We start from the raw sequence: 22742 nt of genomic DNA, 5'->3' as shown, positions 1-22742 counted from the left end.
GCTAATCTCCAGTGCAAATAGCGCTGGCCATTCAAGTCAGTTCCTTTTTCTGACTTACTAACCCATGCGGGAAAACCGGATATGAAGTGGGATACGCTGGACGAGGAACCCTGCTCGCTCTCCCGCACCGTCGCCGTGGTCGGCGACCGCTGGACGCTCTTGATCCTCCGCGAATGCTTCCTGCGCGTGCGCCGGTTCGAAGCGTTTCAGTCCTCGCTCCAGATCACGCGGCATCTTCTCTCAGAGCGCCTGAAGAAGCTGGTCCGCTTCGGCATCCTGCGCCGCGTCCCCTATTCCGAGTCTCCCAAGCGTTACGAATACATCCTGACGCAGAAGGGGCTCGACCTCTACCCGATCATCATGGCGATGGTGCATTGGGGCGACACCCACATGGGCGACGAGCGCGGCCGCCCGCTGCTGCACGAGCACAAGACTTGCGGCAAGCTGTTCGACCCGGTGATGGTGTGCTCGGAATGCGGCGAGCCGCTGCATGCCAAGCAGGTGCACGTGCATGCGGGGCCGGGGCGGAGGGAGGCCGTCGGGTGATCCTCGGTCTCATCCTGGCGAAAGCCTGGGCGACGAGGAGAAGAGCCCCGCTCCCCGAGCGTCTCCGGGTGAGTAAATCCTACGCGAACGGGACGCCGTAATAGGTGTTGATGCCGCGTACCGCCGCATCGTCACCCCAATTCCAATCGCTCCGCTCGCCATATCTCGGCGCGCCTTCCAGCTCCTTGGCGGTGATACCAGTGACATAGCCGCCAAGCTCGGTGTCGTATTTCAGCGACTGCCAGGGCAAGGGATAATGATCGTTGCCGACACCGAGAAAGCCGCCGAAGCCGAGCACGGCGTATGACACTCGGCCACTCGTCTTGTCGATCATCACACGTTCGATCGAACCGATCTTGTTGCGATCGGCGCCGTAGACGGATGTTCCCTCGACCTTGTCGCTGCCGATCAAGCGGCCCATTTCGGCGCGATCCAGTTCGCCTTGATTCAACATTTCGATTCTCCACTCAGCCAATGTGCGGACCAACCGAACTTGGAGATGATCGTTCCAAAACGCGCGGTGAGCGGGAGTGCCGCAGGGCGAAGCGAACCTAGCGCAGAGTTGGGGATGGTTCGCGCAGCGACAGAAAATCGAACATCTCGGCCGCTGCCTGAAGCTGCTCGATGCGCACGCCGACGGCGTCGCGCTGCTTGCCGTCTGGCAGGCTCGCCAACTCAAGCTCCAGCCGCAGCCTCTGCGCTTCCAGACGCTGTTCGAATGTGTGGGGCTCAGACCGTCTTCGCATCGTCCGTCCTCGGGGGTTGCAGGCCAGGGCTGTTCGCCCAACGCTCGACTTGCTCAATCACCTTCTGATGGCTCGGCCGCAGCGGCTTCGGCGCTTCGCGTTCCTCGGAAAGCCTGCGGGGTAACCTGACCTCGTCTGTCATGGCACGTCTCCCTTCCCCTCTAAAATGCGCTTGCCGGGGAATCGTTTCAACGTAACGCTTTGATTTTATTTGACTATCATGCTCAGTTGACGTTTTTTTGGACTCCTGCGGAACTCTCGGCAAATTGGCAAGTTTAGCAGATTACTCATCCTGCTAACTTTGCGTGATCGACCATGAATGATCTTCGCGCCGAGCGACTTCAAGTCATGCTCTCGCCGGAAGAGCTGGCCGCAGTTGACGATTTCCGGTTCAAGCACCGCATGCCGACGCGCGCTGCGGCGGTTCGCGAGCTCCTCAAATTCGGACTCGCAGCGGCGGGCATCGAAACGAGTATCGATCCTTCGGTAGGCGTCAAATCAAGCGAGTTTGGTGTCTTCGGCCGCGGTCCCGAAGGACACGCACCGAAGCCCGAAGGCGACGCCGAGGATTGATTCCAAGCCCCCCTCACATGCAAAGGCTCTCTCACAAGCAAAACGACCCCGGCACAGTGGGGTGCCAGGGCCGTCCTTGGAGATTACTTCCGGCTCACCGGGGGCATGACATCCGGAAGCAATCTGCCGGAAGCAATCTGTCGACTCATCGCGCGAGGATTCGTTCCTCGCTTAATTAACCACTGGGCGCTGCGCCGGAATCGTCCGGCGTCATGCCGGAGCCCGGCGTCTTGCTGTCGTCGTTGAGTTTGGGATCGCGGGTCGCTTCACGCGACGGCGAGACCTTCTCGTCTGTCTTGTGCACGGCCTGCGCGCGCTGCTTGTCGCGCGGCTGATCTTCCGCCTTTTTGTCCCTGACGATGCCGTGGTCGGAATGTGCCATGATGTCCTCTCGCCTCTCCAAATGCCTTGAAGCGCTTACGCGCCGGCGCATTAAATGTTCCGGCGCGCGCGAGAGGCCGCGGCGCTAGCCGTGCGCCGCGTGGACCGCGACAGACGCATTTTCCTGATGCACCTGCCGGACCGTCGTTGCAGTGGCAAACGCAACCGAGACGCCAAAGGCGAGAATGAATGAGAGAAGTGCAAGACGTGGGGCCATCGCAAAACCTCCTTCTGGAATCAAAAAATCAACGCGATCGACTATTCCTGTTATTGTTGATTGGTCGCCTGCGTTCCGTGAGCGGTCTCACACGCGGACTCACGGAAACGGGAGCGGCTACGCATCCAGCTTTTGACGGATGCGGGTGGTAACGGGCGGGACTTCGCCATCGAGCCAGTCCTGCTCTTTCGCCAAGGCCGTCCAGGCATCCGCCATGCGGGAATAGCGATTATAGGCGGGTTGCCCTTCCGAGCGCTCGGCCAATTGCAGGCAGTTCTCGGCGTTGTCCCTGAAGATGTCGGACTGTTTCATGACTAATACGTGGGCACGGAACACGCGTTCCGCAACCGCCCTTACAGGATCGTAACCTCCGCCGGAACTTTGCACGCTACAGGTCATTGGATGGTCATGCGGATATTTGTCGCGATCATCCTGGCCTTCATCAGCGAAGCGGCGCTCGCCGACAGCACGGGCGAGCAAACGCGCGGTGATCGCGCCCCTGACGCAACGGACGTCATCAGCGGCCTCTACGCTTTCAGCCGTTTCCAGCAGGGCCTGCTGGAAAGCACCGACCTGAAGGGCAATGCGGAGGTCAAGAACCTCGCCGCGCTGCGCGCCGAAGAGGCGACCATGCGCGACAAGGCGCTGAAGGAGATTCAGGACGCTATCGGCGCCGAGCCGCGCGCGAGCAAGGCAAAGTCAGCCGGCACCAGCCTCGACAAGCCCGATGATACGGATGGTCCGGCCTATGTCCGAAGTTTCTATGCGGCGCAGATTCCCGAATACGAATCCATGATCGGCCTGCTCGAGCGCTATCTGAGGACGCCCGACAATCCCGCGCTCGCCGCTTTCGCGCACGCGCACCTGCCGGTGCTGCGCGCGCAGTTGAAAGATGCCGAGCGCACCATGGACGACAAATAGCAAGCTGCTTATCGACGCTCCGATCGGCGCCGCCGCCTCACGGCGCAGTCAGGCCCCTTCCCGGCCGGCCATACGCCTGGACCCAACCGGCAAGACCTTAGAAATTAGATCAAATTTCTCTGGAACCGGATGGAACCAATCAAAATTCTCGTGGTTGTATTGGCCGGGCTGAGCAGAGCAGGTTCCATTTTCACGCGCCGCGACCTTGGCGCTTGATTTGCGATTCGGCTGACGGTCTAGTCTGGTCAATGCGCTGCGCCGTGGATTCGGCGGGGCACCTGCGGGGGAATCAGTATGAGCGACCTCGATCCCGGAACAGCATCACGCTCCGGTCGTCGCGTCCCAAAGCCAAAACCCAACGGTACATCGGAGCCGGATTCCCGGCCGGAATTGCTGCTGGCGCTGCAAGCCATGCGCAGCGGCGATTTTTCGGTCCGCATGAGCGGCGACTATCTCGGCATCGACGGCAAGATTGCCGACACCCTCAACGAAATCATCGCCGCCAACCAGCGCATGGCGCAGCAGCTCGAGCTGGTCGGCCAGGTGGTCGGACGCGAGGGCAAGACCCGCCAGCGCGTGAAGTTCGGCCTTGCTTCCGGCTCCTGGGCCGACATGGAAGGCTCCGTCAACACGCTGATCGACGACCTGTTGTGGCCGACGCGCGAGGTGACCCGCGCGGTCGCGGCCGTGGCGCAGGGCGACCTGCTGCAGACCGTCAAGCTCGACGTCGAGGGGCGCCCGCTCCGCGGCGAATTCCTGCAATCGGCGACCATCGTCAACACGATGATCAAGCAGCTCGGCGTCTTCACCTCCGAGGTGACGCGCGTCGCGCGCGAGGTCGGTACCGAAGGCAAGCTCGGCGGCCAAGCCCAGGTGCCGGAAGTGACCGGTGTCTGGAAAGACCTGACCGAGAGCGTCAACTCGATGGCGAACAACCTGACCAACCAGGTTCGCAACATCGCCGAGGTGACGATCGCGGTCGCCAACGGCGACTTGTCCAAGAAGATCACGGTCGACGTCCGCGGCGAAATCCTTCAGCTCAAGGAAGCCATCAATACGATGGTGGATCAGCTGCGCTCCTTCGCTTCCGAAGTGACGCGCGTGGCGCGCGAGGTCGGCACCGACGGCAAGCTCGGCGGCCAGGCCATCGTGCCCGGCGTCGCCGGCACCTGGAAGGACCTCACCGACTCCGTCAACGCGATGTGCGGTAACCTCACCGCACAGGTTCGCAACATCGCCAACGTGACGACCGCGGTGGCGCGCGGCGACTTGTCCCGCAAGATCACGGTGGACGTGCGCGGCGAAATTCTGGAGCTGAAGGACACCATCAACACCATGGTGGACCAGCTCAACTCGTTCGCCTCCGAAGTGACGCGCGTCGCGCGCGAAGTCGGCACCGAAGGCAAGCTCGGCGGCCAGGCGCAGGTGCCCGGTGTGGCCGGCACCTGGAAGGACCTCACCGACAACGTCAACTTCATGGCGTCGAACCTGACCGCGCAGGTCCGCAACATCGCCGACGTCGCGACCGCGATCGCGGGCGGCGATTTGTCGAAGAAGATCACCGTGAACGTCTCGGGCGAGATCCTTCAGCTGAAGGAAACGCTCAACACCTGCGTGGACCAGCTCAATGCCTTCGCCGGCGAAGTCACGCGCGTGGCGCGCGAGGTCGGTACCGAAGGCCGGCTGGGCGGCCAGGCCAACGTGCTCGGCGTCGCCGGCACCTGGAAGGACTTGACCGAGAGCGTCAACTCGATGGCGTCGAACCTGACCGCGCAGGTTCGCAACATCGCCGAGGTGACGACGGCGGTCGCCGGCGGCGACTTGTCGAAGAAGATCACCGTGGACGTGCGCGGCGAGATTCTGGAGCTGAAGGACACCATCAACACCATGGTGGACCAGCTCAACGCCTTCGCCGGCGAAGTCACGCGCGTCGCGCGGGAGGTCGGCACTGAAGGCAAGCTCGGCGGCCAGGCCCAGGTGCGCGGTGTCGCAGGCACCTGGAAGGATCTGACGGACTCGGTCAACTCGATGGCCTCGAACCTGACCGGCCAGGTCCGCAACATCGCCGAAGTCGCCACGGCCGTCGCCAAGGGCGATTTGTCGAAGAAGATCACGGTGAACGTCTCGGGTGAGATCCTTCAGCTGAAGGAAACGCTCAACACCATGGTCGACCAGCTCAACGCCTTCGCCGGCGAAGTCACGCGCGTCGCGCGCGAGGTCGGCACCGAAGGCAAGCTCGGTGGTCAGGCGCAGGTGACGGGGGTCGCCGGCACCTGGAAAGACCTCACCGACAACGTCAACTCGATGGCGGGCAACCTGACCGCCCAGGTCCGAAACATCGCCGAGGTCGCGACCGCCATCGCCGGCGGCGACCTCTCGCGCAAGATCACGGTGGACGTGCGCGGCGAGATCCTTCAGCTGAAGGACACGCTGAACACGATGGTGGACCAGCTCAACCGCTTCGCGGGCGAAGTGACGCGCGTGGCGCGCGAGGTCGGCACCGAAGGCCGCCTCGGCGGTCAGGCCAACGTGCCCGGCGTTGCCGGCACCTGGAAAGACCTCACGGACTCCGTCAACTCGATGGCGGGCAACCTCACTGCCCAGGTTCGTAACATCGCCGAAGTGACGACCGCCGTGGCGCGCGGCGACTTGTCCCGCAAGATCACCGTGGACGTGAAGGGCGAAATCCTCGAGCTCAAGAACACCATCAACACCATGGTGGACCAGCTCAACGGTTTCGCCGGCGAAGTCACGCGCGTGGCGCGCGAGGTCGGCACCGAAGGCAAGCTCGGCGGCCAGGCGGAAGTGCCAGGCGTCGCCGGCACCTGGAAGGACCTCACCGACAACGTCAACTTCATGGCCTCGAACCTGACGGCCCAGGTCCGCAACATCGCCGAGGTCGCGACCGCGATCGCCGGCGGCGATTTGTCGAAGAAGATCACGGTGGACGTGCGCGGCGAGATCCTGCTGCTCAAGGACACCTTGAACACGATGGTCGAGCAGCTCCGCTCCTTCGCGGCCGAAGTGACGCGCGTGGCGCGCGAGGTCGGCACCGAAGGCCGGCTCGGCGGTCAGGCCGTCGTGCCCGGCGTTGGCGGCACCTGGAAGGACCTCACCGACAACGTCAACCTGCTGGCCGCGAACCTCACCACGCAGGTCCGCAACATCGCCGAAGTGACGACCGCAGTGGCGCGCGGCGACTTGTCCCGCAAGATCACCGTGGACGTGAAGGGTGAAATCCTCGAGCTGAAAAACACCATCAACACCATGGTGGACCAGCTCAATGCGTTCGCCGGCGAAGTCACCCGCGTTGCGCGCGAGGTCGGCACCGAAGGCGAGCTCGGCGGTCAGGCCCAGGTGCCTGGCGTCGCCGGCACCTGGAAGGACCTCACCGACACCGTCAACTTCATGGCGGCGAACCTCACCGAGCAGGTCCGCGGCATCGTCAAGGTGGTGACCGCTGTTGCGAACGGTGATTTGAAACAAAATCTCACCGTGAAATCGAAGGGCGAGGTGGCGGCGCTCGCCGATACCATCAACAACATGACGGAGACGCTCGCAACCTTCGCCGACCAGGTGACGTCGGTGGCGCGCGAGGTCGGCGTCGAGGGACGGCTGGGCGGTCAGGCCGACGTGCCCGGTGCGGCCGGCACCTGGAAGGATCTCACCGGCAACGTCAACCTGCTCGCGGCCAACCTCACCTCGCAGGTGCGCGCGATCGCAGAAGTCGCGACCGCCGTGACCAAGGGCGATTTGACTCGATCGATCCAGGTCGATGCCCGCGGCGAAGTGGCCGAGCTGAAAGATAACATCAACACGATGATCACGAACCTCCGTCTGACGACGGACGTGAACACCGAGCAGGACTGGCTGAAGACCAACCTCGCCAAATTCACCAATATGCTGCAGGGCCAGCGCGATCTCGCGACCGTCGGCCGGCTGCTGCTGACCGAGCTGTCGCCGCTGGTCAACGCGCATACTGGCGTGATCTACCAGGTCGAGAACGAGGACAATCCGCAGTTGCTGCTGCTTGCCTCCTATGCCGGCGACGGCGTCTATCCCTATCAGCGCGTGCTTCCGTTCGGCGACGGCCTGATCGGCCAGTGTGCAATCGACCGGCGCCCGCGCGTGGTCTCGGATATTCCCGCCGACGTGGTACCCATCAACTCGGCGCTGCTCCGCGTCGCCCCGAAGAACCTCGTGGTGCTGCCGGTGCTGTTCGAGGGCCAGGTCAAGGCGGTGATCGAGCTCGCCTCGCTCGCCTCGTTCACGACCTCGCAGATGACCTTCCTGGAGCAGCTCACCGACTCCATCGGCATCGTGCTCAATTCGATCGAAGCAACGATGCAGACCGAAGGCCTGCTCAAGCAGTCGCAACAGCTCGCCGGCGAGCTCCAGACCCAGCAGCGCGAATTGCAGCAGACCAACGACCAGCTCGAGCAGAAGGCGCAGCAGCTCGCCGAGCGCAACGTCGAGGTCGAGCGCAAGAACCAGGAGATCGAGCAGGCCCGCCGCGCGCTCGAGGAAAAGGCAACCGAGCTCGCGCTGACCTCGAAGTACAAGTCCGAATTCCTGGCCAATATGAGCCACGAGCTGCGCACGCCGCTGAACTCGATCCTGATCCTGGGACAACAGCTCACCGACAATCCGGATGGCAACCTCACGGGCAAGCAGGTCGAATTCGCCCGCACCATCCACGGTGCCGGCACCGACCTGTTGAACCTCATCAGCGACATTCTCGATCTTTCCAAGATCGAGTCCGGCACGGTGACGGTTGACGCCGAGGAAATCCTCACCGCCAACCTGCTTGAGACGGTCGGACGGCCGTTCCGGCACGAGGCGGAGAACCGCAATCTGTCGTTCAAGATCGACGTCGATCCGAACCTCGCACGCAGCATCGTCACCGACTCCAAGCGCCTGCAACAGGTGCTGAAGAACCTGCTCTCCAACGCCTTCAAGTTTACCGGTGAAGGCGAAGTGCGGCTCAACGTCGCCGGCGCGCTCGGCGGTTGGGGCACGGATCATCCGGTGCTGAACTCCGCGCCGGCCGTGATCGCCTTCGAGGTCTCCGATACCGGCATCGGTATTCCCCTCGAGAAGCAGAAGCTGATCTTCGAGGCATTCCAGCAGGCGGACGCCGGCACCAGCCGCAAATACGGCGGCACCGGCCTTGGCCTTGCCATCAGCCGCGAACTTGCGAGCCTGCTCGGCGGCGAAATCCACCTGCGCAGCTCGCCGGGCAAGGGCTCGACCTTCACGCTGTATCTGCCGCTGAAATATTCCGGCCCGACGCTCGCGCCACGCGCAACACCTGGGCCGCAGCAACACAACCAGCCGCTGGCACTCCAGCCCGCCGCGCCGGAACAGCAGCGCGTCATCGAGCAGCTGCCCGACGACCGGCTCAATCTCGAACCCGGCGACAGCATCCTGCTTATCGTCGAGGACGACCCGCATTATGCGCGCATCCTGGTCGACCTCGCGCGCGACAAGGGTTTCAAGGTCCTGGTCGCCGCGCGCGGCGCGGAGGCGCTCGAACTCGCAAAACAGTATCAGCCGAGGGCCGTCTCGCTCGATGTGTTCCTGCCCGATATGCTCGGCTGGACGGTGCTGAGCCAGCTCAAGCACAACCCGCTGACGCGCCACATTCCGGTGCAGATCATCACGCTCGACGAGGACCGCCAGCATGCGCTGGCCCGCGGCGCCTTCTCCTTCGTCAACAAGCCGACGACGACCGAGGGCGTCGCCGCGGCACTGACGCAGATCAAGGAATATGCGCGGCCGCGGCGCAAGCGGCTCCTGATCGTCGAAGACAACGAGGCCGAGCAGCTGTCGATCCGCGAGCTGCTGCATCACGATGACATCGAGATCGTGACCACCGACACCGGTGCCGGCGCGCTCTCGACCCTGCGCGAGGCGCCCTGTGATTGCGTGGTGCTCGACCTCAGGCTGCCCGACATGAGCGGCTTCGAGGTGCTGGAGCAGATCCGTCGCGACGACACGCTGTCGAACGTTCCCGTGGTGGTGTTCACCGGCCGCGAGCTCTCTGCGGAAGAGGATGCGGAACTTCACACCATGGCGCGCAGCATCGTGGTCAAGGGCGTGGAATCGCCCGAACGCCTGCTCGACGAGACCGCATTGTTCCTGCATCGCGTGATCACGGAGCTGCCGGTCGAGAAGCAGCGCATGCTGGAGAAGCTGAACAGTTCCGACGAGGATTTGATCGGCAAGACTGCGCTGCTGGTCGACGACGACGCCCGCAACATCTTCGCGCTGTCGAGCGTGCTGGAACGGCGCGGCATGAAGGTGCTGACGGCGACCACCGGCCGCGAGGCGGTGACGCTGGTCGAATCCAACCCGGAAATCGCCATCGTGCTGATGGACATCATGATGCCGCAGATGGATGGGTATCAGACCATCGGCGTGATCCGGGAAAATCCGGCCTTCCTGCGCCTGCCGATCATCGCACTGACGGCGAAGGCGATGAAGGGCGATCGCGAAAAATGCCTGGAAGCCGGTGCGTCCGACTACCTCGCCAAACCCGTCAACACCGATCAATTGCTGCTTGCGATCCGCATGTGGCTGCACCGCTGAGTTGGATCCGAGAATGGACCACGAAAAGGTCAATATCCTCCTCGTCGACGACCAGCCGGCCAAGCTGCTCGCCTATGAGGTGATCTTGAAGGAACTCGGCGAGAACCTCGTGATCGCCTCGTCCGGACGCGACGCGCTGGAGGTGCTGCTCAAGACCGAGATCGCGGTGATCCTGGTCGACGTCTGCATGCCCGAGCTCGACGGCTTCGAGCTCGCGGCGATGATCCGCGAGCATCCGCGCTTCCAGAAGACCGCGATGATCTTCATCTCGGCGATCCAGGTCAGCGACATCGACCGGCTGCGCGGCTACGAGATGGGCGCGGTCGATTACGTTCCGGTTCCCGTCGTGCCGGAAGTGCTACGCGCCAAGGTCAAGGTGTTTGCCGAGCTGTACCGCAAGACGCGCGAGCTCGAGCGGCTGAACCAGGATCTCGAGGATCGCGTCCGCGCCCGCACGGCCGAGCTGGAAAACTCCACCGCAAAGCTGCGCGAGAGCGAAGAGCGGCGCAGCATGGCGATCGCCGCTGGCAAGATGGGATCCTGGGACTGGGACTGGGTCAACGGCGACTGGATGTGGGACGATGGCCAGTACCGCATCTTTGGCGTGACGCCGGAGACGTTCAACGTCACCTCGGCCAATATCCAGGCGCTGCTGCACCCGGATGACGTCGACCAGTTCGGCCAGGCGATTGCCGCGTTCAATACCGGCGCCCACGCCTATGAAGGAGAATTTCGCGTCTGCCGGCCCAATGGCGAGGTGCGCTGGTGCGTCGGCACGGCGGCCGCAACGGTGGATCCGGGCGGTCGCGTGGTGCGGGTGAGCGGCGTCACGGTCGATATCACCGAACGCAAGCGCGCCGAGGAACGGCAGAACCTGCTGGCGCGCGAAGTCGATCACCGCGCCAAGAATGCGCTGGCGCTGGCGCAGTCGATCGTGCGTCTCACCCGCGCCGACGAGGTCAAGGCTTACGTCAGTGCCGTCGAGGGGCGCATCAATGCGCTCGCGCGCGTGCACACCATCCTGTCGCTATCGAGCTGGCAAGGCGCCGAGCTCTCCAAGCTGATCGAGGAAGAGCTTGCGCCCTATTCGCTCGGCGGGCAGATCAAGCTTGCGGGTCCCGAAGTGCAGTTGCTGCCGGCGACAGCCCAGACACTGGCGCTGGCGCTGCACGAGCTCTTCACCAATTCTGCCAAGTACGGCGCGCTTTCGACCCGGTCGGGGCGGCTCGCGATCAGCTGGCAGGCCGAGAACGATCTCCTCATCTTGACCTGGGAGGAGACCGGAGGGCCGCTGGTCAGGACGCCGAAATCACGTGGCTTCGGCACAAGAAGCCTGCTGGCCAGTGTCGAATCCCAGCTCGGCGGACAGGCGCAGTTCGATTGGCGTTCAGAGGGCCTGTTGTGCCGTCTCGATGTGCCGTTGACTCGCAAGAGCTCGGCAACATCGGCGCCGCAGGACAAGTTCGAGGCCAGCACCTCTCCCGAACTTCAGCGCGCGTCGGGTTAGCGCGACGCAGCGACCTTCAGCCGTAACATCGGCCGCGGTTCATCGGAGACGCGCCCTTCGAGCCAGGCTTCCGTCTGCGCGAGATCGCGCAATGCCGTCGCGTAGCGGCGAGCCGCGCTGCGCTCCGCACCGCGCGGCAGCTTGCGTGCCTTGCGCAACATGTCGGCCGCCGCGTTACGGTAGGCCAGCGAGCGATAGAGAAAGACCACCTTGCCCATATCAAATGTTCCCGTGTTGATGGCGTTCATCCTCGCAAGGTCGGCATGAACGTCGGATGAAGCGGGTCATGACAATTCCTTCATGCGCGATGGAACCCGCGGCTAAGGCGGGCGTTTGAATGCCAGATCGATCGGCAGTTCCATGCGCGCAAAAAAGTCGCCAAACGGGTCGCCAAGTCTGATCTCTCCCGCCGGAATCATCAAACTGATGACGCATGCGATGATGGGCGCTGCACTCGGTCTGACCTTCACGCTCGCGCTCATTCTGGCCAATCCCGCGGTCGCAGAATTGCTGAATCATGGCGGCCGTGCGGCAGCCTTCGTCTTTGTCGGCACGATGGTGACGACGTTTGCCATCGGCGCCGCCCTCACGGGGGTCGTGTTCATCCTCAACGAGGACAAGGAATCTTGAAGCGCGAGTGAAGCGCAATGCGGTGTATTGTTCGGAACTCCCGCGGCGAATAGCGGTTGGCTGCCTGCGTCAATTCAACTCAGGGAGTTCCCGCGCATGAACACGACCAAGCTCACTCTCGCCGTGATGTTGGCAACCGGCCTCGCCGCCGCGCCCTTCGCCGCGCAGGCCAAGTCGCACAAAGCCAAGCATGATTCATCGACTTCGTCCTCGCAGACAACAGGCGCCAACACGAAGTCCAAGGGCAGCGACGCCTCTGGTCAGGGCAGCTCTGGCACCGGTTCCGATCAGGGCGGCGCCATGACGAACAACAAGAGCGCCCCGAGCAACACCAAGTAAGCTCGACAGAGCTCAGGCCCCGCGAGAGCGGGGCCTTTTGCTTGGATGCTCGAACATCCTCTCAGGGCCACATGGTCGGTCCGCGGGTTAGAGTATCCCGGCCGGCCCGCCTCAGATCGTCAACTGAACATTGCCCCGATCGAACAAGATCACTCAGTCGTGCGGCAATTCGTTCGCGCGTCGCCATTTCGGACGGCGCAAGGTCGGCACAGACTTCATCGAGCACCGCCCGCAGCAGGGCGGCCGTTTCGGCATCCGGCATGGACGAGCTCCGGCATGTCGCGTTGCGCGACCGCTTTAGCTGCGTCGGATGTCAGTGATGTTAAGGCGGCGATTTGCGGAGTCTGTCTTCACGAGGTGGTCGAGCCGCGCCCGCTTGCGTGTAATCAGGAGCTGGGCTGCGGCATCGTCGAGGCCCTCACGCTGCAACTGCCGGATCGCGGAGCCCAATTCGAGGATCTCGGCGCGCAGTTTCAGAATCCGGTAGGCGTCCGGGTCTTCCTCCACCGCCTGCCTCCATCCGCCACCTACATGGCTGTCTCAACGGCGCGCGGGCTTGCTCTCGCCCTTCAGCGGACGAAGGCGCACCCGGTCGCGGATGTCGGGCAACACCCCGCCACCACCAGCCGCCTTCCATTCACCGATCAGCAGATTGATTTTCCGGCGCAGATCCATCTGCGCCTGGGCCCGTTCAGTGCAATCACGATCGCGATTGACGAGATCGCGGACGGACGCCTCGACATCGGCCATCTCCAGCCTCAAGGCGCTGATTTTACGTCGAATTTCATTAATTCTGTTGTCCATGGCTTGTTAGAACAAAATAAGAACATATAGTCAAGCGACGAATTCAGAATGGAGAGCGGACATGCAGGTTCAGGGTAAATACGACGCCAAGGCTTTTCTCATGGAGCAGATGACCCGATCGCAGGGTTTGAGGCTGAAGCGGCTAAGCGAAGAGGCCTACCAGCCTGCGCAATACGATCGAGAGCTGTCCTCTGCCGAAGCCGCGCGCCGCATCCAGGTGCTCGAAGCGGAGATCGAACTCGCGAACTCCTTCTGAGGCGCGCGGCCGGAGCCCTTTGGAACGTTACGTCAGCACTCCTGTTCTCTTCCGAGGCGAAGGGAGAGAGTTGATGGCACGCAAGGCAAAGAAGCGCCGCTACTCACGCAGCGCCGGCAATGATGTCGAGCGCGAGATGCGGCGTTACAAGAAGGGGACTGCGAAGAGCGGACCCGGTGGTCGCGGCGGACGCGTGAAGAGCCGCAAGCAGGCGATCGCGATCGGTCTGTCGGAAGCGCGCGCGAAGGGCAAGAAGGTTCCGAAGAAGGCATCGAAGCAAAAGACGTCCAAGAAAAAGACGTCCAAGAAGAAGACGACCAAAAAGAGCTCAAAGCGCAAATCCGCCAAGCGGTGACGCCGACCGGCGTCAGATCATGCTGCCAGGCATGAAGCAGCGGATCGAAACGCCGAACGCCGTCTTGACCGGCCAGACCATCGTGCGGCCGGCGCGGTTCGGCTCGGTGATCACGGCTTCGTCGGGGACCTCGACCCACTCCCCATCAAGACGGACCCGGTAGTGCCCATTGTGCGAGTCCCAGTCAGGATCGGCCACGGCAACACCGTCGGCGTCCGAACAGCATGGACCGAGATGGCTGCGCAGGCTGTCGAACCAGGGTTTTAGCGGCGAGTCGGCGAAGCGGCCGTCATCGCGCCCCATGGCACTTCCACTCGACAGCACGAGAGGCGCCGCGAGCAGCGCAAGCTTCAGCGAGAGCTTCAATCGATCCATGTCGGCACCGATCAATGCGAACCACCGGCCGGTTCCACAAGCAGCCGGACGTTCGAAGTTCCACTCCTGCAATTTGCCTCGGCGCCGTTATTGCCGCCAAAGCACAACACGCGATTCCAAAGTCTGACGAGCGAACGCGGCTTTTTCGGACGAACCCGTCATCATTGCTGCCGTTAACGAGAATGTTATCGGCAGCCTGTGGGTATCTCGAGAGGCACGCATGAAAAAGGCGGCCCGCAGGCCGCCTTTTGAATTTGCCGTCGAGACTAGGAAATCAGGCGAGCGGCACCGCGACGAAACGGGTCGCCTCCGCGCTCTTCACCTGCAGCAGCACGCTGTTCTTGCCGGACGATTTGGCCTGCGCCAGCTCGGAGCGGACGTCGCCGACATTGGCGACCGCCTTGCCGCCCACGTTGAGGATGACATCGCCGGTCTGGATGCCGCGCTGCGCCGCCGGTCCCTGCGGGTCGACCTCGGTGACCACAACGCCCTTCTGACCTGCGCCCTGGACGTCGCTGGCCGGCGCCAGGCTGAGGCCGAGGCGCGGCGTGCCGGGGGCCTGCTGCGTCTTGCCATCGTCAGCTTTGGCCTGCCGTTCGTTCGGCAGTTCGCCGAGCGCCAGCGACACCGTCTTGGTATCGCCCTTGTGGACGACATCGAGCTTCACGGACGTGCCCGGCGCCAGCGTGGCGATGGTGCGGGCGAGATCGCGGGAATCCTTGATCGCGGTGCCGTTGACGGCGGTGATGACGTCGCCCGCCTCGATGCCGGCCTTCGCCGCCGGGCTGCCATCCTGCGGGTTGTCGACGATTGCGCCGCGCGCCTCCTTCAGGCCGAGGCTGTCGGCGATCTCCGCGGTCACCGGCTGCACCTGCACGCCGAGCCAGCCGCGGGTGACGGCGCCCTTGTCCTTCAGCTGCGCAACCACGAGCTTGGCGGTCGAGGATGGAATATCGAAGCCGATGCCGACCGAGCCGCCCGAGGGCGAGAAGATCGCCGTATTCACGCCGATCACGTTGCCGTTCATGTCGAAGGCCGGACCGCCGGAATTGCCCTTGTTGATCGGCGCATCGATCTGGATGTAGTCGTCATAGGGACCGTTGCCGATGTCACGGCCGCTGGCCGAGACGATACCGGCAGTCACTGTGCCACCGAGGCCGAAGGGATTGCCGACCGCGACCACCCAGTCGCCGATCCGCGGCTTCTGGTCGGAGAATTTCACGAACGGGAAGTCCTTCTTGCCGTCGACCTTGATCAGTGCGAGGTCGGTCTTCGGATCGGTGCCGACCACCTTCGCGGTGTAGATCGCGCCATCATCCATCGTCACCTGCACGGACTCGGCGTGGTCGACGACGTGGTTGTTGGTCACGGCATAGCCGTCGGCCGAAATGAAGAAGCCGGAGCCCTCGCCTGTGATCACCTGGTGGCGCTGGCGCGGCATGCCGTTCATGCCGCCGCCTGGGAAGCCGAACTGCCGCGAGAACTGGTCGAACGGGGAAGTCTCGTCCTGATCCATCCGGTTCTGTTGCAGCATCGCGCTCTTGTCGTTGTCCTGGTCGATCTTCACCCGCACCGAGATGACGGCGGGCTTGACCTTGCTGACGAGGTCGCCGAAGCCCGGCGGCGTCGCGGCGCTTTCAGCGGCCTGCGCAGGCGAAATCAGGGAGTTCACGCCGAACGGCGTCGAAGCGGGAGACGCAGCCAGCACGGCCACGCCAAGCGCGGCCACGGTACCTAGCAGCGCAAGCCGGCGCGGCCTCAGAATTGTACGGGTCTTGGTGGTGTCGGAATTGACGCGGTCGATCATGTCGAAATGTCCATGTTGGGTAAGTCGCCTTGCACCCAACATGGACATCGTCACCTTACGGCGTCCCGTCCACGCGATTAAATCTTGGCAAAGTAGCTGCGCCCGGCGGCCGCAGTCCTTGTGCGATCACACGCCCTTGTCGTTTGGCTTGGCGACCGCGTCCGTTAGCGGCGCCGGCATCGGGAAGTTCAGGTTCACATTCTTGGGCGGAATCGGTTTCGTGAACCATTTGGCGTAGAGCTCCGCGAACTGGCCGCTATTCATCATCGCGACCAACGTCTTGTCGACCAGCGCCTTGAACTCCGGATCGTCCCTGCGAATGATCAAGCCATAGGGCTCGGTGCGCAAGGCATCATCGATGATCCGCCAATCGCCTGGTACCTGGCTGCTGGCGATGAGACCGGCGAGCAGAATATCGTCCATGACAAAGGCCTCGCTGCGTCCGGTCGTCAGCGCGAGGAAGGATGCGGCGTGGTCGGGCGACAGCACCTGCTTGACCTCAAACTTCTTCTCCTGAGCGCGCGCCAGCAGCAAGGCAATCGACGTCGATCCGGTGGTCAGCGCGACAGGCTTGTCCTTCAAATCCTCGAACGTCTTGATCGGACCATCCTTGCGAACCACCGCGCGAATGCTCGACACGAAGATGGTGTTGCTGAAGGCCACCACCTTCTGGCGCTCCAGCGTGTTGGTGGCAGGACCGCAGACGATGTCGATGGTGCCGTTCTCGATCAGCGGAATCTGGGTGCTGAGCTGAATCGGCTGGAGCTTCGTTTGAAGCGCGGGCAGCTTCAGTTCGTCCTTCACCGCATCGACGATCCGCGCACAGAGATCCATCGCGAAGCCGACCGGCTTCTGGTTGCCGTCGAGATAGGAGAACGGGACCGAGACATCGCGATGTCCGAGCCGGATTTCGCCAGCCACCTTGATCTTCGCCAGTGTCCCCGTGGGCGACTGGGCCTGAGCCGGGGCAGCAACCGCGGTCAGAAACACGAGCGAATACAACAGCCCCTTCACGGTCCTACTCCTCTAATGGATACAATTACTCAATATTTTATACACAGTATTGCATAATCTACAAACTGATTTTATACAATCCTTGCAACAACGGCGAGATGCCGCATGAAATCGAGTGACGTGGCAAAGCAACGGAGTGGCGGCGTTCATGGCTCGACACCGGACGCCGTGCGCGAGGCGTTACGCCGCGCGATCAGCGCTGGTGAGCTGGCGCCCGGCATTCAGCTCCGGCAGGATGAACTGGCCGAGAAATTCGGAACCAGCCGCATCCCTGTGCGCGAAGCGCTGCGGCAGCTCGAGGCAGAAGGTTTCGTGACCTTCCTGCCCAATCGCGGAGCGGTCGTCTCCGATCTCTCCATCGACGAAGTCGTGGAACTGCTCGAGATTCGCATCGCGCTCGAATGTCACGCGCTGCGTCTTGCCATTCCGGCGATGGGCGACATCGATCTCGACGACGCGAGGGCGATCCTCCGCTCCTATGACGAAGAGCCCGATCCGGAAAAATGGGGCGCGTTCAACTGGCGCTTCCACAAATCGCTCTACGCTCCCTGCAATCGGCCGCGCCTGCTTGCGATGATCGAAGCGAATTACGGTCATGTCGGCCGCTTCACGCGCGCGCTGGTGTCGCGCGCCACCGGCAAGGACAGACCGCAGCGAGAGCATTATCAATTGCTGGAATTCTGCCGCGACGGCGAGATCGAAAAAGCAGTGCGCCTGCTGCGCGAGCACATCGTGCAGACGCAGAAGACGCTTCGGTCGGCGCAACGTCATGCGTCGCGGAACGAAGCTGATTGACCCGACGATCAATCATCGGATCGCGTTGAAGGAGAGTACGCTTGAAAGCGAACGACGTCGAAATCCTGGTCATTGGCGCCGGCATCGCCGGCCTTGCCACCGCCTATTATCTCGCCGTCGAGCACAAGCGCTCGCGCCTTCTGATCGTGGACGAAGGGCAGCCGATGGCGCTGACATCGGCACAATCCGGCGAGAATTATCGCAACTGGTGGCCGCATCCGACCATGGCGGCGTTTACCGACCATAGCACCGACCTGATGGAGGACATCGCGCGCCGCACCGGCAACCGCTTCCACATGACGCGGCGCGGCTATCTTCTGGTGACGCGCGAGGAGAAGCCGGACGAGCTGCTGCGGCAATTATATGCAGGCTACGGCGCGTCGGCCGCGAAGCTGATCCGTCTGCATGAGGGCGCGAGCCGGAACTATTCGCCGCCGCTGTCCGCGGACTGGCAGGCTGCGCCCGACGGTGTCGACGTGCTGCTGGGCCGCGATCTGATCCAGCAACACCATCCGGCCTTCGACAAGGAGATCGCCACCGCGCTGCATATTCGCCGCGCAGGCGACATCAGCGGCCAGCAGCTCGGCCAGTACATGCTTGAGGCGATGCGGCCGCTCGGCGCTCAATTTCAGCAGGCGCGTGTGGTCGGCATCGCGAAAGCCGACCGGCTCTTGGTCGACGTCATCGCCGATGGCGAGCGCCAGACCATCAAGGCCGACATCATCGTCAATGCGGCTGGTCCCTTTGCGGCGCACATCGCAGCAATGCATGGTGAGAAGCTTCCGATTCTGAACGTGCTTCAGCAGAAGATCGCCTTCGTCGACCGCAATCGCGCCGTGGACCGCAAGATGCCGTTTGCGATCGATCTGGACGGCCAGACGCTCGCCTGGTCAGACGAAGAGCGCGAGGCCCTGGCCGCGGCGCCTGAGCTGGCGCGCCTGCTGGAACCGATGCCGGGCAGCATTCATTGCCGCCCCGATGGCGGCGATCAGGGGCAGTGGATCAAGCTCGGCTGGGCTTTCAACGCGACGCCGTCCGATCCAGTCCGCGAACCCGAGCTCAATCCCTACTTCCCGGAGATCGTGCTTCGGGCAGCGAGCCGGCTCCAGCCGGCGCTCAAGCAATACCTCGGCGCCCTGCCCCGCGACCGCGTGCATTATGGCGGCTTCTATCCGATGACGAAGGAGAACTGGCCGCTGATCGGAGCTGCGAACACGCCGGGCGTGTTCCTGACCGCAGCGCTGTCAGGCTACGGTACGATGTCGGCCTGCGCGGCGGGTGACCTTTGCGCCCGTGCTGTAGTCGGCGCCCCAGTTCCCTCCTTTGCCGGCACGCTCTCGCTGGCGCGCTACGGGAACAAGGTGCTCATGGACGAACTCGACAGCGCCGAAAGCCGCGGGCTGCTCTGATCGCTCGCGAGCCCCAATACCCCTCACGCCGCCGCGGGTCGCTCCCATGCCGCGGCTGCGATGGCGTCCTCTTCGCGTTGCGCATTGCACGCGTCGAAATGCGCCTTCAACGCGATCTCGGCGAGATATTCGAAATGTTCGGCCTGGCCGAGCAGCTGCCAGTTCTGGAGCGGCCGATAGGCCGCCTGCTGGCGACAGAGGGACGCCAGCGCGCGGTAGCGACGTACGTTCTCCATGAGACCCTCCCTCGCATTCACACGGGCTTATTACCCTGATTTGCGTCACGCCGATGGCGGTTATGCAAAACATTTTCTGCGCCCACAGCCGGCTTAACGTGGGTTAACTTTCAGGAAACTTGCAGACGCGCATTGGTTCCTATCGGGCGGATCCGAGCCTGGAACTCGCAATGGGCTTAGGCGTAGCGGCGGCGTTCGACGTTGATGCCGATCAAATCGAAATAATGTTCGATCGGTTCGGGCCGCCCGATCAGATAGCCCTGCATCTCCTCGCAGGCCTCGCGTTCCAGGAAGGCGCGCTGCGCCTCCGTCTCCACCCCTTCCGCGACGACCGGCATGTGCAGGGCATGCGCCAGGCTCAGGACCGCGCGGACGATCTCGGCCGATTCCGGCGTCGCCTCGAGGTTGGAGATGAAGCTGCGGTCGATCTTGATCTTGTCGAACGGGAACGACTGGAGATAGGACAGCGATGAGTACCCTGTGCCGAAATCGTCCATCGCGATGCGGATGCCGAGCGCCTTCAGCCGCCGCAGCAGATTGAGCGCGCGGGCAAAATCGCCGATCAAGACGCCTTCGGTGATCTCGACCTCAAGCCGCGTCGGCGCGAGCCCCGTCTCCAGCAGGATCTGGTGGATGGACCGTTCGAGGTCGCCGGCCTGGAACTGGACCGGCGACAAATTGACCGCAACCTGCAACGGCCGCGGCCAGGAGGCCGCCTCGCGGCACGCCTCGCGCAAGACCCATTCGCCGATCTGGATGATCAGCCCGTTCTCTTCGGCGAGCGGGATGAACTGGTCGGGCGGCACGATGCCGCGGGTCGGATGGTTCCAGCGCACCAACGCCTCGAAGCCGATGATCTCGCCGTTCATCCGCGCCTGTGGCTGGAAGTAGACCAGAAGCTCGTTCTGCTCGACGGCCTGCCGCAGATCGTGCAGCAGCAGCCTGCGATCGCGCAGCTCCCTATCCATCTCGGATTCGAAGAAGCGCACCCTGCCCCGGCCCTCGCGCTTGGCGCGATACAGTGCGGAGTCGGCATTGGCGAGCAGCGTTGCCGCATCCACGCCGTCATTGGGATAGAGCGCGATGCCGACGCTGAGGCCGACATGGGAGAGATAGTCGTCAACCTCGAGCTCGTTGCCGATCGCCTCGACCAGCCGTTCGCCGATCGCAAGCACCTCTTCGCGGCAGACATCGTCCGGCATCAGGATCATGAACTCGTCGCCACCGATACGGGCGACGAAGGCACCATCGGCTTCCGCAGCGAGCCGTTCGGCCGCCGCGCGCATCATCATGTCGCCGACAGGATGGCCGAACACGTCGTTGACGTCCTTGAAGCGGTCGAGATCGAGGCTGAGCACCGCAAAACTGGCCGACGCTTCCTGCGCCCGCTCCAGCCGCTCGCCCAGCGTCGCATTGAATGCGCTGCGGTTCGGCAGGTCGGTCAGTGCGTCATGATGCGCAAGGTGGCTGATCCGCGCCTCGTTCGTGATCCGCTCGGTCACGTCCTCGATGACGCCGACGAGATATTGCGGCGCTCCGTTGCCGTCACGAACCAGCAGCTTGCGCGAGTTGACCAGACGATCATGGCCGTTGACGCCGGCATCGAGCAGATGCTCCTCCAGGAACATCGGCGTGCCGGTGTCGACGACGCGGCGGTCCTGCTCGTTGACGACGCGGGCGATATCGCGCGGGAAGATCTGATCCGGCGTCTTGCCCAGCATCTCCTCGCGGGGCATCCCGTAATAGTCTTCGCCGGCGCGATTGAGCAGGACGTAGCGGGAATCCCTGGCGTCCTTGGCGAATACCGCGATCGGAATATTCTCGATGATGCTGTCGAGGAACTCGCGCGCGCGCAACAGATCCTGCTCGGCGCGCTTGTGCGTCTGTTCGAGCTCCTCGATCATCAGCTTGATTGCGCGATCGGTGCGGCGGCGATCGCGATCGCTCTCCTCATACGCCGCGCTGACGAGCTCGCCGAGCCTGGTCATATCGACCTGCCCGGATTCGTCGGTCGCCTGCCTGATCTGTCGTGCCCACAGGCGATGCATGGTCACGCAGCCGCCTCCGCGATCATCGTGACGGTCATGGTCTGGTTGTGCAGCTCGCAGCGGCCGGTCGCCGCAGGCGGGGCGATCTCGCCATAGGAATAGAAGCCGATACGGACGACGTCATCGCCAAGCTCGGCGGCAACCGCGTCGAGCTCATCCTGCGTGCGCTGGCCCATCACCTTGCGGCGGCCGGTGCAGCTCACCAGAATCGCGAGCTTGTCACCCGCAATCCCATCCGCCAATGCACTGCGCGCCTGCCGGCCCGCCTCGCCAGCACCTGCTGCGAGACTGTCGAAATTGGCGCGCATCAGCTGCGCGGTGCATCCTTCCGGAATGTCCGCGGCAAATGTCAGCGTGCGGGCATCGCGATCCACCGCGAAGACCGAGCGCACAATCTGCCGGTCCGGCGCGGCCTCGTCGTGAATGCGCAAGGGAAACGCGAGGCCCGAGCCCGGCATCGCAGCCACTTCCTCCTCGCCGAGATATCGGGTGTAGAGGTCGAGCGGCGGCTCGCCATCGAGCTCCGCCACGACCGAACCTTCCGATTTCGTCACCTTGCGCCGCGGGCCAAACACGTCCCACCCGCCGGCGCAACCATGCGCGAAGCGGAAGGACGCGCCATAGAAGCCGATCGCGGCAATGCGGTTCGGCTGCGGCTCGCCGTCGGCGCCGACCAACGTCTGCTTGAGCCTGTTGCCGTCGCCGGCCAGTCCGCCGGTCACCAGCAAGTCGGGCCCCAGCACCTCGGTAATCCCAGCAATCAATTCGTTGCCGTTCACGTTCAATCCATCGGAGAGGACGAAAACACCTGCGAGATCCGGCGCTGCCAATTGACGGGCGAAACGCATGCCGCAAACGCGCGACGCGTCGCGGGACTCGATCGTCTCGTTCACGACCCGCACTTGCGTCCGTGCGAAATGCAGGGCGACGGCAACGATCACGTCGTCGGCAATGTCGTCGCCATGGATCTGACCACCGGTGCTGCAACCGACGATGTGGCTGTCGGGATAGAAGCCGCGCAGCTCGCGATAGCGCTCTCCGCCCGCCAGTCCCTCGCGGCCACCGAAATAAAGCACGAGCTGCGCGGGCTCGCGCAGGGCATTCGCTCCGCGCCAGCCATGGGCAGCATTCCAGTGGCGATATTGAATTTGCATCCCACGCGCTCTCCGCGGTCCTTGAACCACAGATTGTG

General features: G+C 63.5%; 26 protein-coding genes. 11 read left to right on the top strand and 15 right to left on the bottom strand.

The window, feature by feature from the left end:
• Window positions 1-81 precede the first annotated feature (81 nt).
• Window positions 82-546, top strand: coding sequence for a winged helix-turn-helix transcriptional regulator (locus FXB40_RS32490; RefSeq protein WP_148776240.1), 465 nt, complete (start codon window positions 82-84; stop codon window positions 544-546).
• Window positions 547-625: 79 nt separating this feature from the next.
• Here the strand turns inward: FXB40_RS32490 and FXB40_RS32485 are convergent, their stop codons facing one another.
• The 3 genes from FXB40_RS32485 to FXB40_RS48260 form a co-directional block, all read right to left on the bottom strand.
• Window positions 626-1000 (bottom strand): PRC-barrel domain-containing protein, encoded by a 375-nt coding sequence (locus FXB40_RS32485; protein ID WP_148776238.1) that lies wholly within the window; start codon window positions 998-1000, stop codon window positions 626-628.
• 97 nt (window positions 1001-1097) lie between these two features.
• Window positions 1098-1220 (bottom strand): hypothetical protein, encoded by a 123-nt coding sequence (locus FXB40_RS49975; RefSeq protein ID WP_283812972.1) that lies wholly within the window; start codon window positions 1218-1220, stop codon window positions 1098-1100.
• Window positions 1221-1275: 55 nt separating this feature from the next.
• A complete protein-coding gene (locus FXB40_RS48260; protein ID WP_187437299.1) occupies window positions 1276-1434 on the bottom strand; it encodes a hypothetical protein in 159 nt (52 codons plus the stop codon).
• A gap of 173 nt (window positions 1435-1607) precedes the next feature.
• Here FXB40_RS48260 and FXB40_RS32475 point away from each other — a divergent pair, with 173 nt between their 5' ends.
• Window positions 1608-1865: a hypothetical protein gene (locus FXB40_RS32475; protein ID WP_187437298.1), complete on the top strand. Its 258-nt coding sequence runs from the start codon at window positions 1608-1610 to the stop codon at window positions 1863-1865.
• 175 nt (window positions 1866-2040) lie between these two features.
• Here FXB40_RS32475 and FXB40_RS32470 read toward each other — a convergent pair whose 3' ends face one another.
• From FXB40_RS32470 to FXB40_RS32465, 3 genes are all read right to left on the bottom strand, one after another.
• Complete coding sequence (locus FXB40_RS32470) at window positions 2041-2247, bottom strand: hypothetical protein (RefSeq protein WP_148776232.1); 207 nt, start codon at window positions 2245-2247, stop codon at window positions 2041-2043.
• An 84-nt stretch (window positions 2248-2331) separates the two neighbouring features.
• Complete coding sequence (locus FXB40_RS49970; RefSeq protein ID WP_283812971.1) at window positions 2332-2463, bottom strand: hypothetical protein; 132 nt, start codon at window positions 2461-2463, stop codon at window positions 2332-2334.
• A 117-nt stretch (window positions 2464-2580) separates the two neighbouring features.
• A complete protein-coding gene (locus tag FXB40_RS32465; protein ID WP_148776230.1) occupies window positions 2581-2775 on the bottom strand; it encodes a hypothetical protein in 195 nt (64 codons plus the stop codon).
• Between the two features lie 96 nt (window positions 2776-2871).
• Between FXB40_RS32465 and FXB40_RS32460 the strand changes: the two genes are divergently transcribed.
• The 3 genes from FXB40_RS32460 to FXB40_RS32450 all read left to right on the top strand — a co-directional run bounded on the left by FXB40_RS32460 (window position 2872) and on the right by FXB40_RS32450 (window position 11482).
• Window positions 2872-3384, top strand: a complete 513-nt coding sequence (locus FXB40_RS32460) for a DUF4142 domain-containing protein (RefSeq protein WP_148776228.1) — start codon at window positions 2872-2874, stop codon at window positions 3382-3384.
• 294 nt (window positions 3385-3678) lie between these two features.
• Window positions 3679-9975: a HAMP domain-containing protein gene (locus tag FXB40_RS32455; RefSeq protein ID WP_148776226.1), complete on the top strand. Its 6297-nt coding sequence runs from the start codon at window positions 3679-3681 to the stop codon at window positions 9973-9975.
• 13 nt (window positions 9976-9988) lie between these two features.
• Complete coding sequence (locus FXB40_RS32450; RefSeq protein WP_148776224.1) at window positions 9989-11482, top strand: sensor histidine kinase; 1494 nt, start codon at window positions 9989-9991, stop codon at window positions 11480-11482.
• On the opposite strand, the gene FXB40_RS32445 is transcribed toward FXB40_RS32450, so the two are convergent.
• A complete protein-coding gene (locus tag FXB40_RS32445) occupies window positions 11479-11700 on the bottom strand; it encodes a hypothetical protein (RefSeq protein WP_148776222.1) in 222 nt (73 codons plus the stop codon). The genes FXB40_RS32450 and FXB40_RS32445 overlap by 4 nt on opposite strands.
• A gap of 208 nt (window positions 11701-11908) precedes the next feature.
• Between FXB40_RS32445 and FXB40_RS32440 the strand changes: the two genes are divergently transcribed.
• Window positions 11909-12112, top strand: a complete 204-nt coding sequence (locus FXB40_RS32440; RefSeq protein ID WP_246208096.1) for a hypothetical protein — start codon at window positions 11909-11911, stop codon at window positions 12110-12112.
• A gap of 96 nt (window positions 12113-12208) precedes the next feature.
• On the top strand, window positions 12209-12451 hold the full coding sequence (locus tag FXB40_RS32435) for a hypothetical protein (RefSeq protein ID WP_148776218.1): 243 nt from the start codon (window positions 12209-12211) through the stop codon (window positions 12449-12451).
• Between the two features lie 297 nt (window positions 12452-12748).
• Here the strand turns inward: FXB40_RS32435 and FXB40_RS32430 are convergent, their stop codons facing one another.
• Both FXB40_RS32430 and FXB40_RS32425 read right to left on the bottom strand, forming a co-directional pair.
• Window positions 12749-12958, bottom strand: a complete 210-nt coding sequence (locus FXB40_RS32430) for a hypothetical protein (protein WP_148776217.1) — start codon at window positions 12956-12958, stop codon at window positions 12749-12751.
• Window positions 12959-12991: 33 nt separating this feature from the next.
• Window positions 12992-13201, bottom strand: coding sequence for a hypothetical protein (locus tag FXB40_RS32425; protein WP_148776254.1), 210 nt, complete (start codon window positions 13199-13201; stop codon window positions 12992-12994).
• Between the two features lie 115 nt (window positions 13202-13316).
• On the opposite strand from FXB40_RS32425, the gene FXB40_RS32420 reads away from it, so the two are divergent.
• Together FXB40_RS32420 and FXB40_RS32415 are read left to right on the top strand one after the other, a co-directional pair.
• Window positions 13317-13511, top strand: coding sequence for a DUF3072 domain-containing protein (locus tag FXB40_RS32420; protein ID WP_148776215.1), 195 nt, complete (start codon window positions 13317-13319; stop codon window positions 13509-13511).
• A gap of 73 nt (window positions 13512-13584) precedes the next feature.
• The gene (locus FXB40_RS32415) at window positions 13585-13866 is read left to right on the top strand and encodes a DUF6496 domain-containing protein (RefSeq protein WP_148776213.1); all 282 of its coding nucleotides are present in this window, start codon (window positions 13585-13587) and stop codon (window positions 13864-13866) included.
• Between the two features lie 12 nt (window positions 13867-13878).
• On the opposite strand, the gene FXB40_RS32410 is transcribed toward FXB40_RS32415, so the two are convergent.
• From FXB40_RS32410 to FXB40_RS32400, 3 genes are all read right to left on the bottom strand, one after another.
• On the bottom strand, window positions 13879-14241 hold the full coding sequence (locus FXB40_RS32410) for a hypothetical protein (RefSeq protein ID WP_148776211.1): 363 nt from the start codon (window positions 14239-14241) through the stop codon (window positions 13879-13881).
• A gap of 274 nt (window positions 14242-14515) precedes the next feature.
• The gene (locus tag FXB40_RS32405) at window positions 14516-16048 is read right to left on the bottom strand and encodes a Do family serine endopeptidase (RefSeq protein WP_187437297.1); all 1533 of its coding nucleotides are present in this window, start codon (window positions 16046-16048) and stop codon (window positions 14516-14518) included.
• A 126-nt stretch (window positions 16049-16174) separates the two neighbouring features.
• Entirely contained in the window at window positions 16175-17062 is an 888-nt protein-coding gene (locus FXB40_RS32400; RefSeq protein WP_148776207.1) for a transporter substrate-binding domain-containing protein, read from the bottom strand.
• 105 nt (window positions 17063-17167) lie between these two features.
• On the opposite strand from FXB40_RS32400, the gene FXB40_RS32395 reads away from it, so the two are divergent.
• Together FXB40_RS32395 and FXB40_RS32390 are read left to right on the top strand one after the other, a co-directional pair.
• A complete protein-coding gene (locus tag FXB40_RS32395; RefSeq protein WP_148776205.1) occupies window positions 17168-17857 on the top strand; it encodes a GntR family transcriptional regulator in 690 nt (229 codons plus the stop codon).
• 41 nt (window positions 17858-17898) lie between these two features.
• Window positions 17899-19266, top strand: coding sequence for an NAD(P)/FAD-dependent oxidoreductase (locus FXB40_RS32390; protein ID WP_148776204.1), 1368 nt, complete (start codon window positions 17899-17901; stop codon window positions 19264-19266).
• A 23-nt stretch (window positions 19267-19289) separates the two neighbouring features.
• On the opposite strand, the gene FXB40_RS32385 is transcribed toward FXB40_RS32390, so the two are convergent.
• The 3 genes from FXB40_RS32385 to FXB40_RS32375 form a co-directional block, all read right to left on the bottom strand.
• Complete coding sequence (locus FXB40_RS32385) at window positions 19290-19502, bottom strand: hypothetical protein (RefSeq protein WP_148776202.1); 213 nt, start codon at window positions 19500-19502, stop codon at window positions 19290-19292.
• A 176-nt stretch (window positions 19503-19678) separates the two neighbouring features.
• Entirely contained in the window at window positions 19679-21550 is a 1872-nt protein-coding gene (locus FXB40_RS32380; protein ID WP_246208101.1) for a putative bifunctional diguanylate cyclase/phosphodiesterase, read from the bottom strand.
• Window positions 21551-21552: 2 nt separating this feature from the next.
• The gene (locus tag FXB40_RS32375; RefSeq protein WP_187437296.1) at window positions 21553-22704 is read right to left on the bottom strand and encodes an FIST signal transduction protein; all 1152 of its coding nucleotides are present in this window, start codon (window positions 22702-22704) and stop codon (window positions 21553-21555) included.
• Between the last annotated feature and the right edge of the window lie 38 nt (window positions 22705-22742).

Source organism: Bradyrhizobium rifense (assembly GCF_008123425.1).
GTDB lineage: Bacteria > Pseudomonadota > Alphaproteobacteria > Rhizobiales > Xanthobacteraceae > Bradyrhizobium > Bradyrhizobium rifense.
Note: the sequence above shows the minus strand (reverse complement) of the source record. Positions and strands in the feature narration are given on the sequence as shown.

What these genes read in the sequence shown, in the direction of transcription:
- FXB40_RS32490 (WP_148776240.1), top strand. Translation starts at nt 82, where the DNA reads ATGAAGTGGGATACGCTGGACGAGGAACCCTGCTCGCTCTCCCGCACC.
- FXB40_RS32485 (WP_148776238.1), bottom strand. Translation starts at nt 1,000, where the DNA reads ATGTTGAATCAAGGCGAACTGGATCGCGCCGAAATGGGCCGCTTGATC.
- FXB40_RS48260 (WP_187437299.1), bottom strand. Translation starts at nt 1,434, where the DNA reads ATGACAGACGAGGTCAGGTTACCCCGCAGGCTTTCCGAGGAACGCGAA.
- FXB40_RS32475 (WP_187437298.1), top strand. Translation starts at nt 1,608, where the DNA reads ATGAATGATCTTCGCGCCGAGCGACTTCAAGTCATGCTCTCGCCGGAA.
- FXB40_RS32470 (WP_148776232.1), bottom strand. Translation starts at nt 2,247, where the DNA reads ATGGCACATTCCGACCACGGCATCGTCAGGGACAAAAAGGCGGAAGAT.
- FXB40_RS49970 (WP_283812971.1), bottom strand. Translation starts at nt 2,463, where the DNA reads ATGGCCCCACGTCTTGCACTTCTCTCATTCATTCTCGCCTTTGGCGTC.
- FXB40_RS32465 (WP_148776230.1), bottom strand. Translation starts at nt 2,775, where the DNA reads ATGAAACAGTCCGACATCTTCAGGGACAACGCCGAGAACTGCCTGCAA.
- FXB40_RS32460 (WP_148776228.1), top strand. Translation starts at nt 2,872, where the DNA reads ATGCGGATATTTGTCGCGATCATCCTGGCCTTCATCAGCGAAGCGGCG.
- FXB40_RS32455 (WP_148776226.1), top strand. Translation starts at nt 3,679, where the DNA reads ATGAGCGACCTCGATCCCGGAACAGCATCACGCTCCGGTCGTCGCGTC.
- FXB40_RS32450 (WP_148776224.1), top strand. Translation starts at nt 9,989, where the DNA reads ATGGACCACGAAAAGGTCAATATCCTCCTCGTCGACGACCAGCCGGCC.
- FXB40_RS32445 (WP_148776222.1), bottom strand. Translation starts at nt 11,700, where the DNA reads ATGGGCAAGGTGGTCTTTCTCTATCGCTCGCTGGCCTACCGTAACGCG.
- FXB40_RS32440 (WP_246208096.1), top strand. Translation starts at nt 11,909, where the DNA reads ATGACGCATGCGATGATGGGCGCTGCACTCGGTCTGACCTTCACGCTC.
- FXB40_RS32435 (WP_148776218.1), top strand. Translation starts at nt 12,209, where the DNA reads ATGAACACGACCAAGCTCACTCTCGCCGTGATGTTGGCAACCGGCCTC.
- FXB40_RS32425 (WP_148776254.1), bottom strand. Translation starts at nt 13,201, where the DNA reads ATGGCCGATGTCGAGGCGTCCGTCCGCGATCTCGTCAATCGCGATCGT.
- FXB40_RS32420 (WP_148776215.1), top strand. Translation starts at nt 13,317, where the DNA reads ATGCAGGTTCAGGGTAAATACGACGCCAAGGCTTTTCTCATGGAGCAG.
- FXB40_RS32415 (WP_148776213.1), top strand. Translation starts at nt 13,585, where the DNA reads ATGGCACGCAAGGCAAAGAAGCGCCGCTACTCACGCAGCGCCGGCAAT.
- FXB40_RS32410 (WP_148776211.1), bottom strand. Translation starts at nt 14,241, where the DNA reads ATGGATCGATTGAAGCTCTCGCTGAAGCTTGCGCTGCTCGCGGCGCCT.
- FXB40_RS32405 (WP_187437297.1), bottom strand. Translation starts at nt 16,048, where the DNA reads ATGATCGACCGCGTCAATTCCGACACCACCAAGACCCGTACAATTCTG.
- FXB40_RS32395 (WP_148776205.1), top strand. Translation starts at nt 17,168, where the DNA reads ATGAAATCGAGTGACGTGGCAAAGCAACGGAGTGGCGGCGTTCATGGC.
- FXB40_RS32385 (WP_148776202.1), bottom strand. Translation starts at nt 19,502, where the DNA reads ATGGAGAACGTACGTCGCTACCGCGCGCTGGCGTCCCTCTGTCGCCAG.
- FXB40_RS32380 (WP_246208101.1), bottom strand. Translation starts at nt 21,550, where the DNA reads ATGCATCGCCTGTGGGCACGACAGATCAGGCAGGCGACCGACGAATCC.
- FXB40_RS32375 (WP_187437296.1), bottom strand. Translation starts at nt 22,704, where the DNA reads ATGCAAATTCAATATCGCCACTGGAATGCTGCCCATGGCTGGCGCGGA.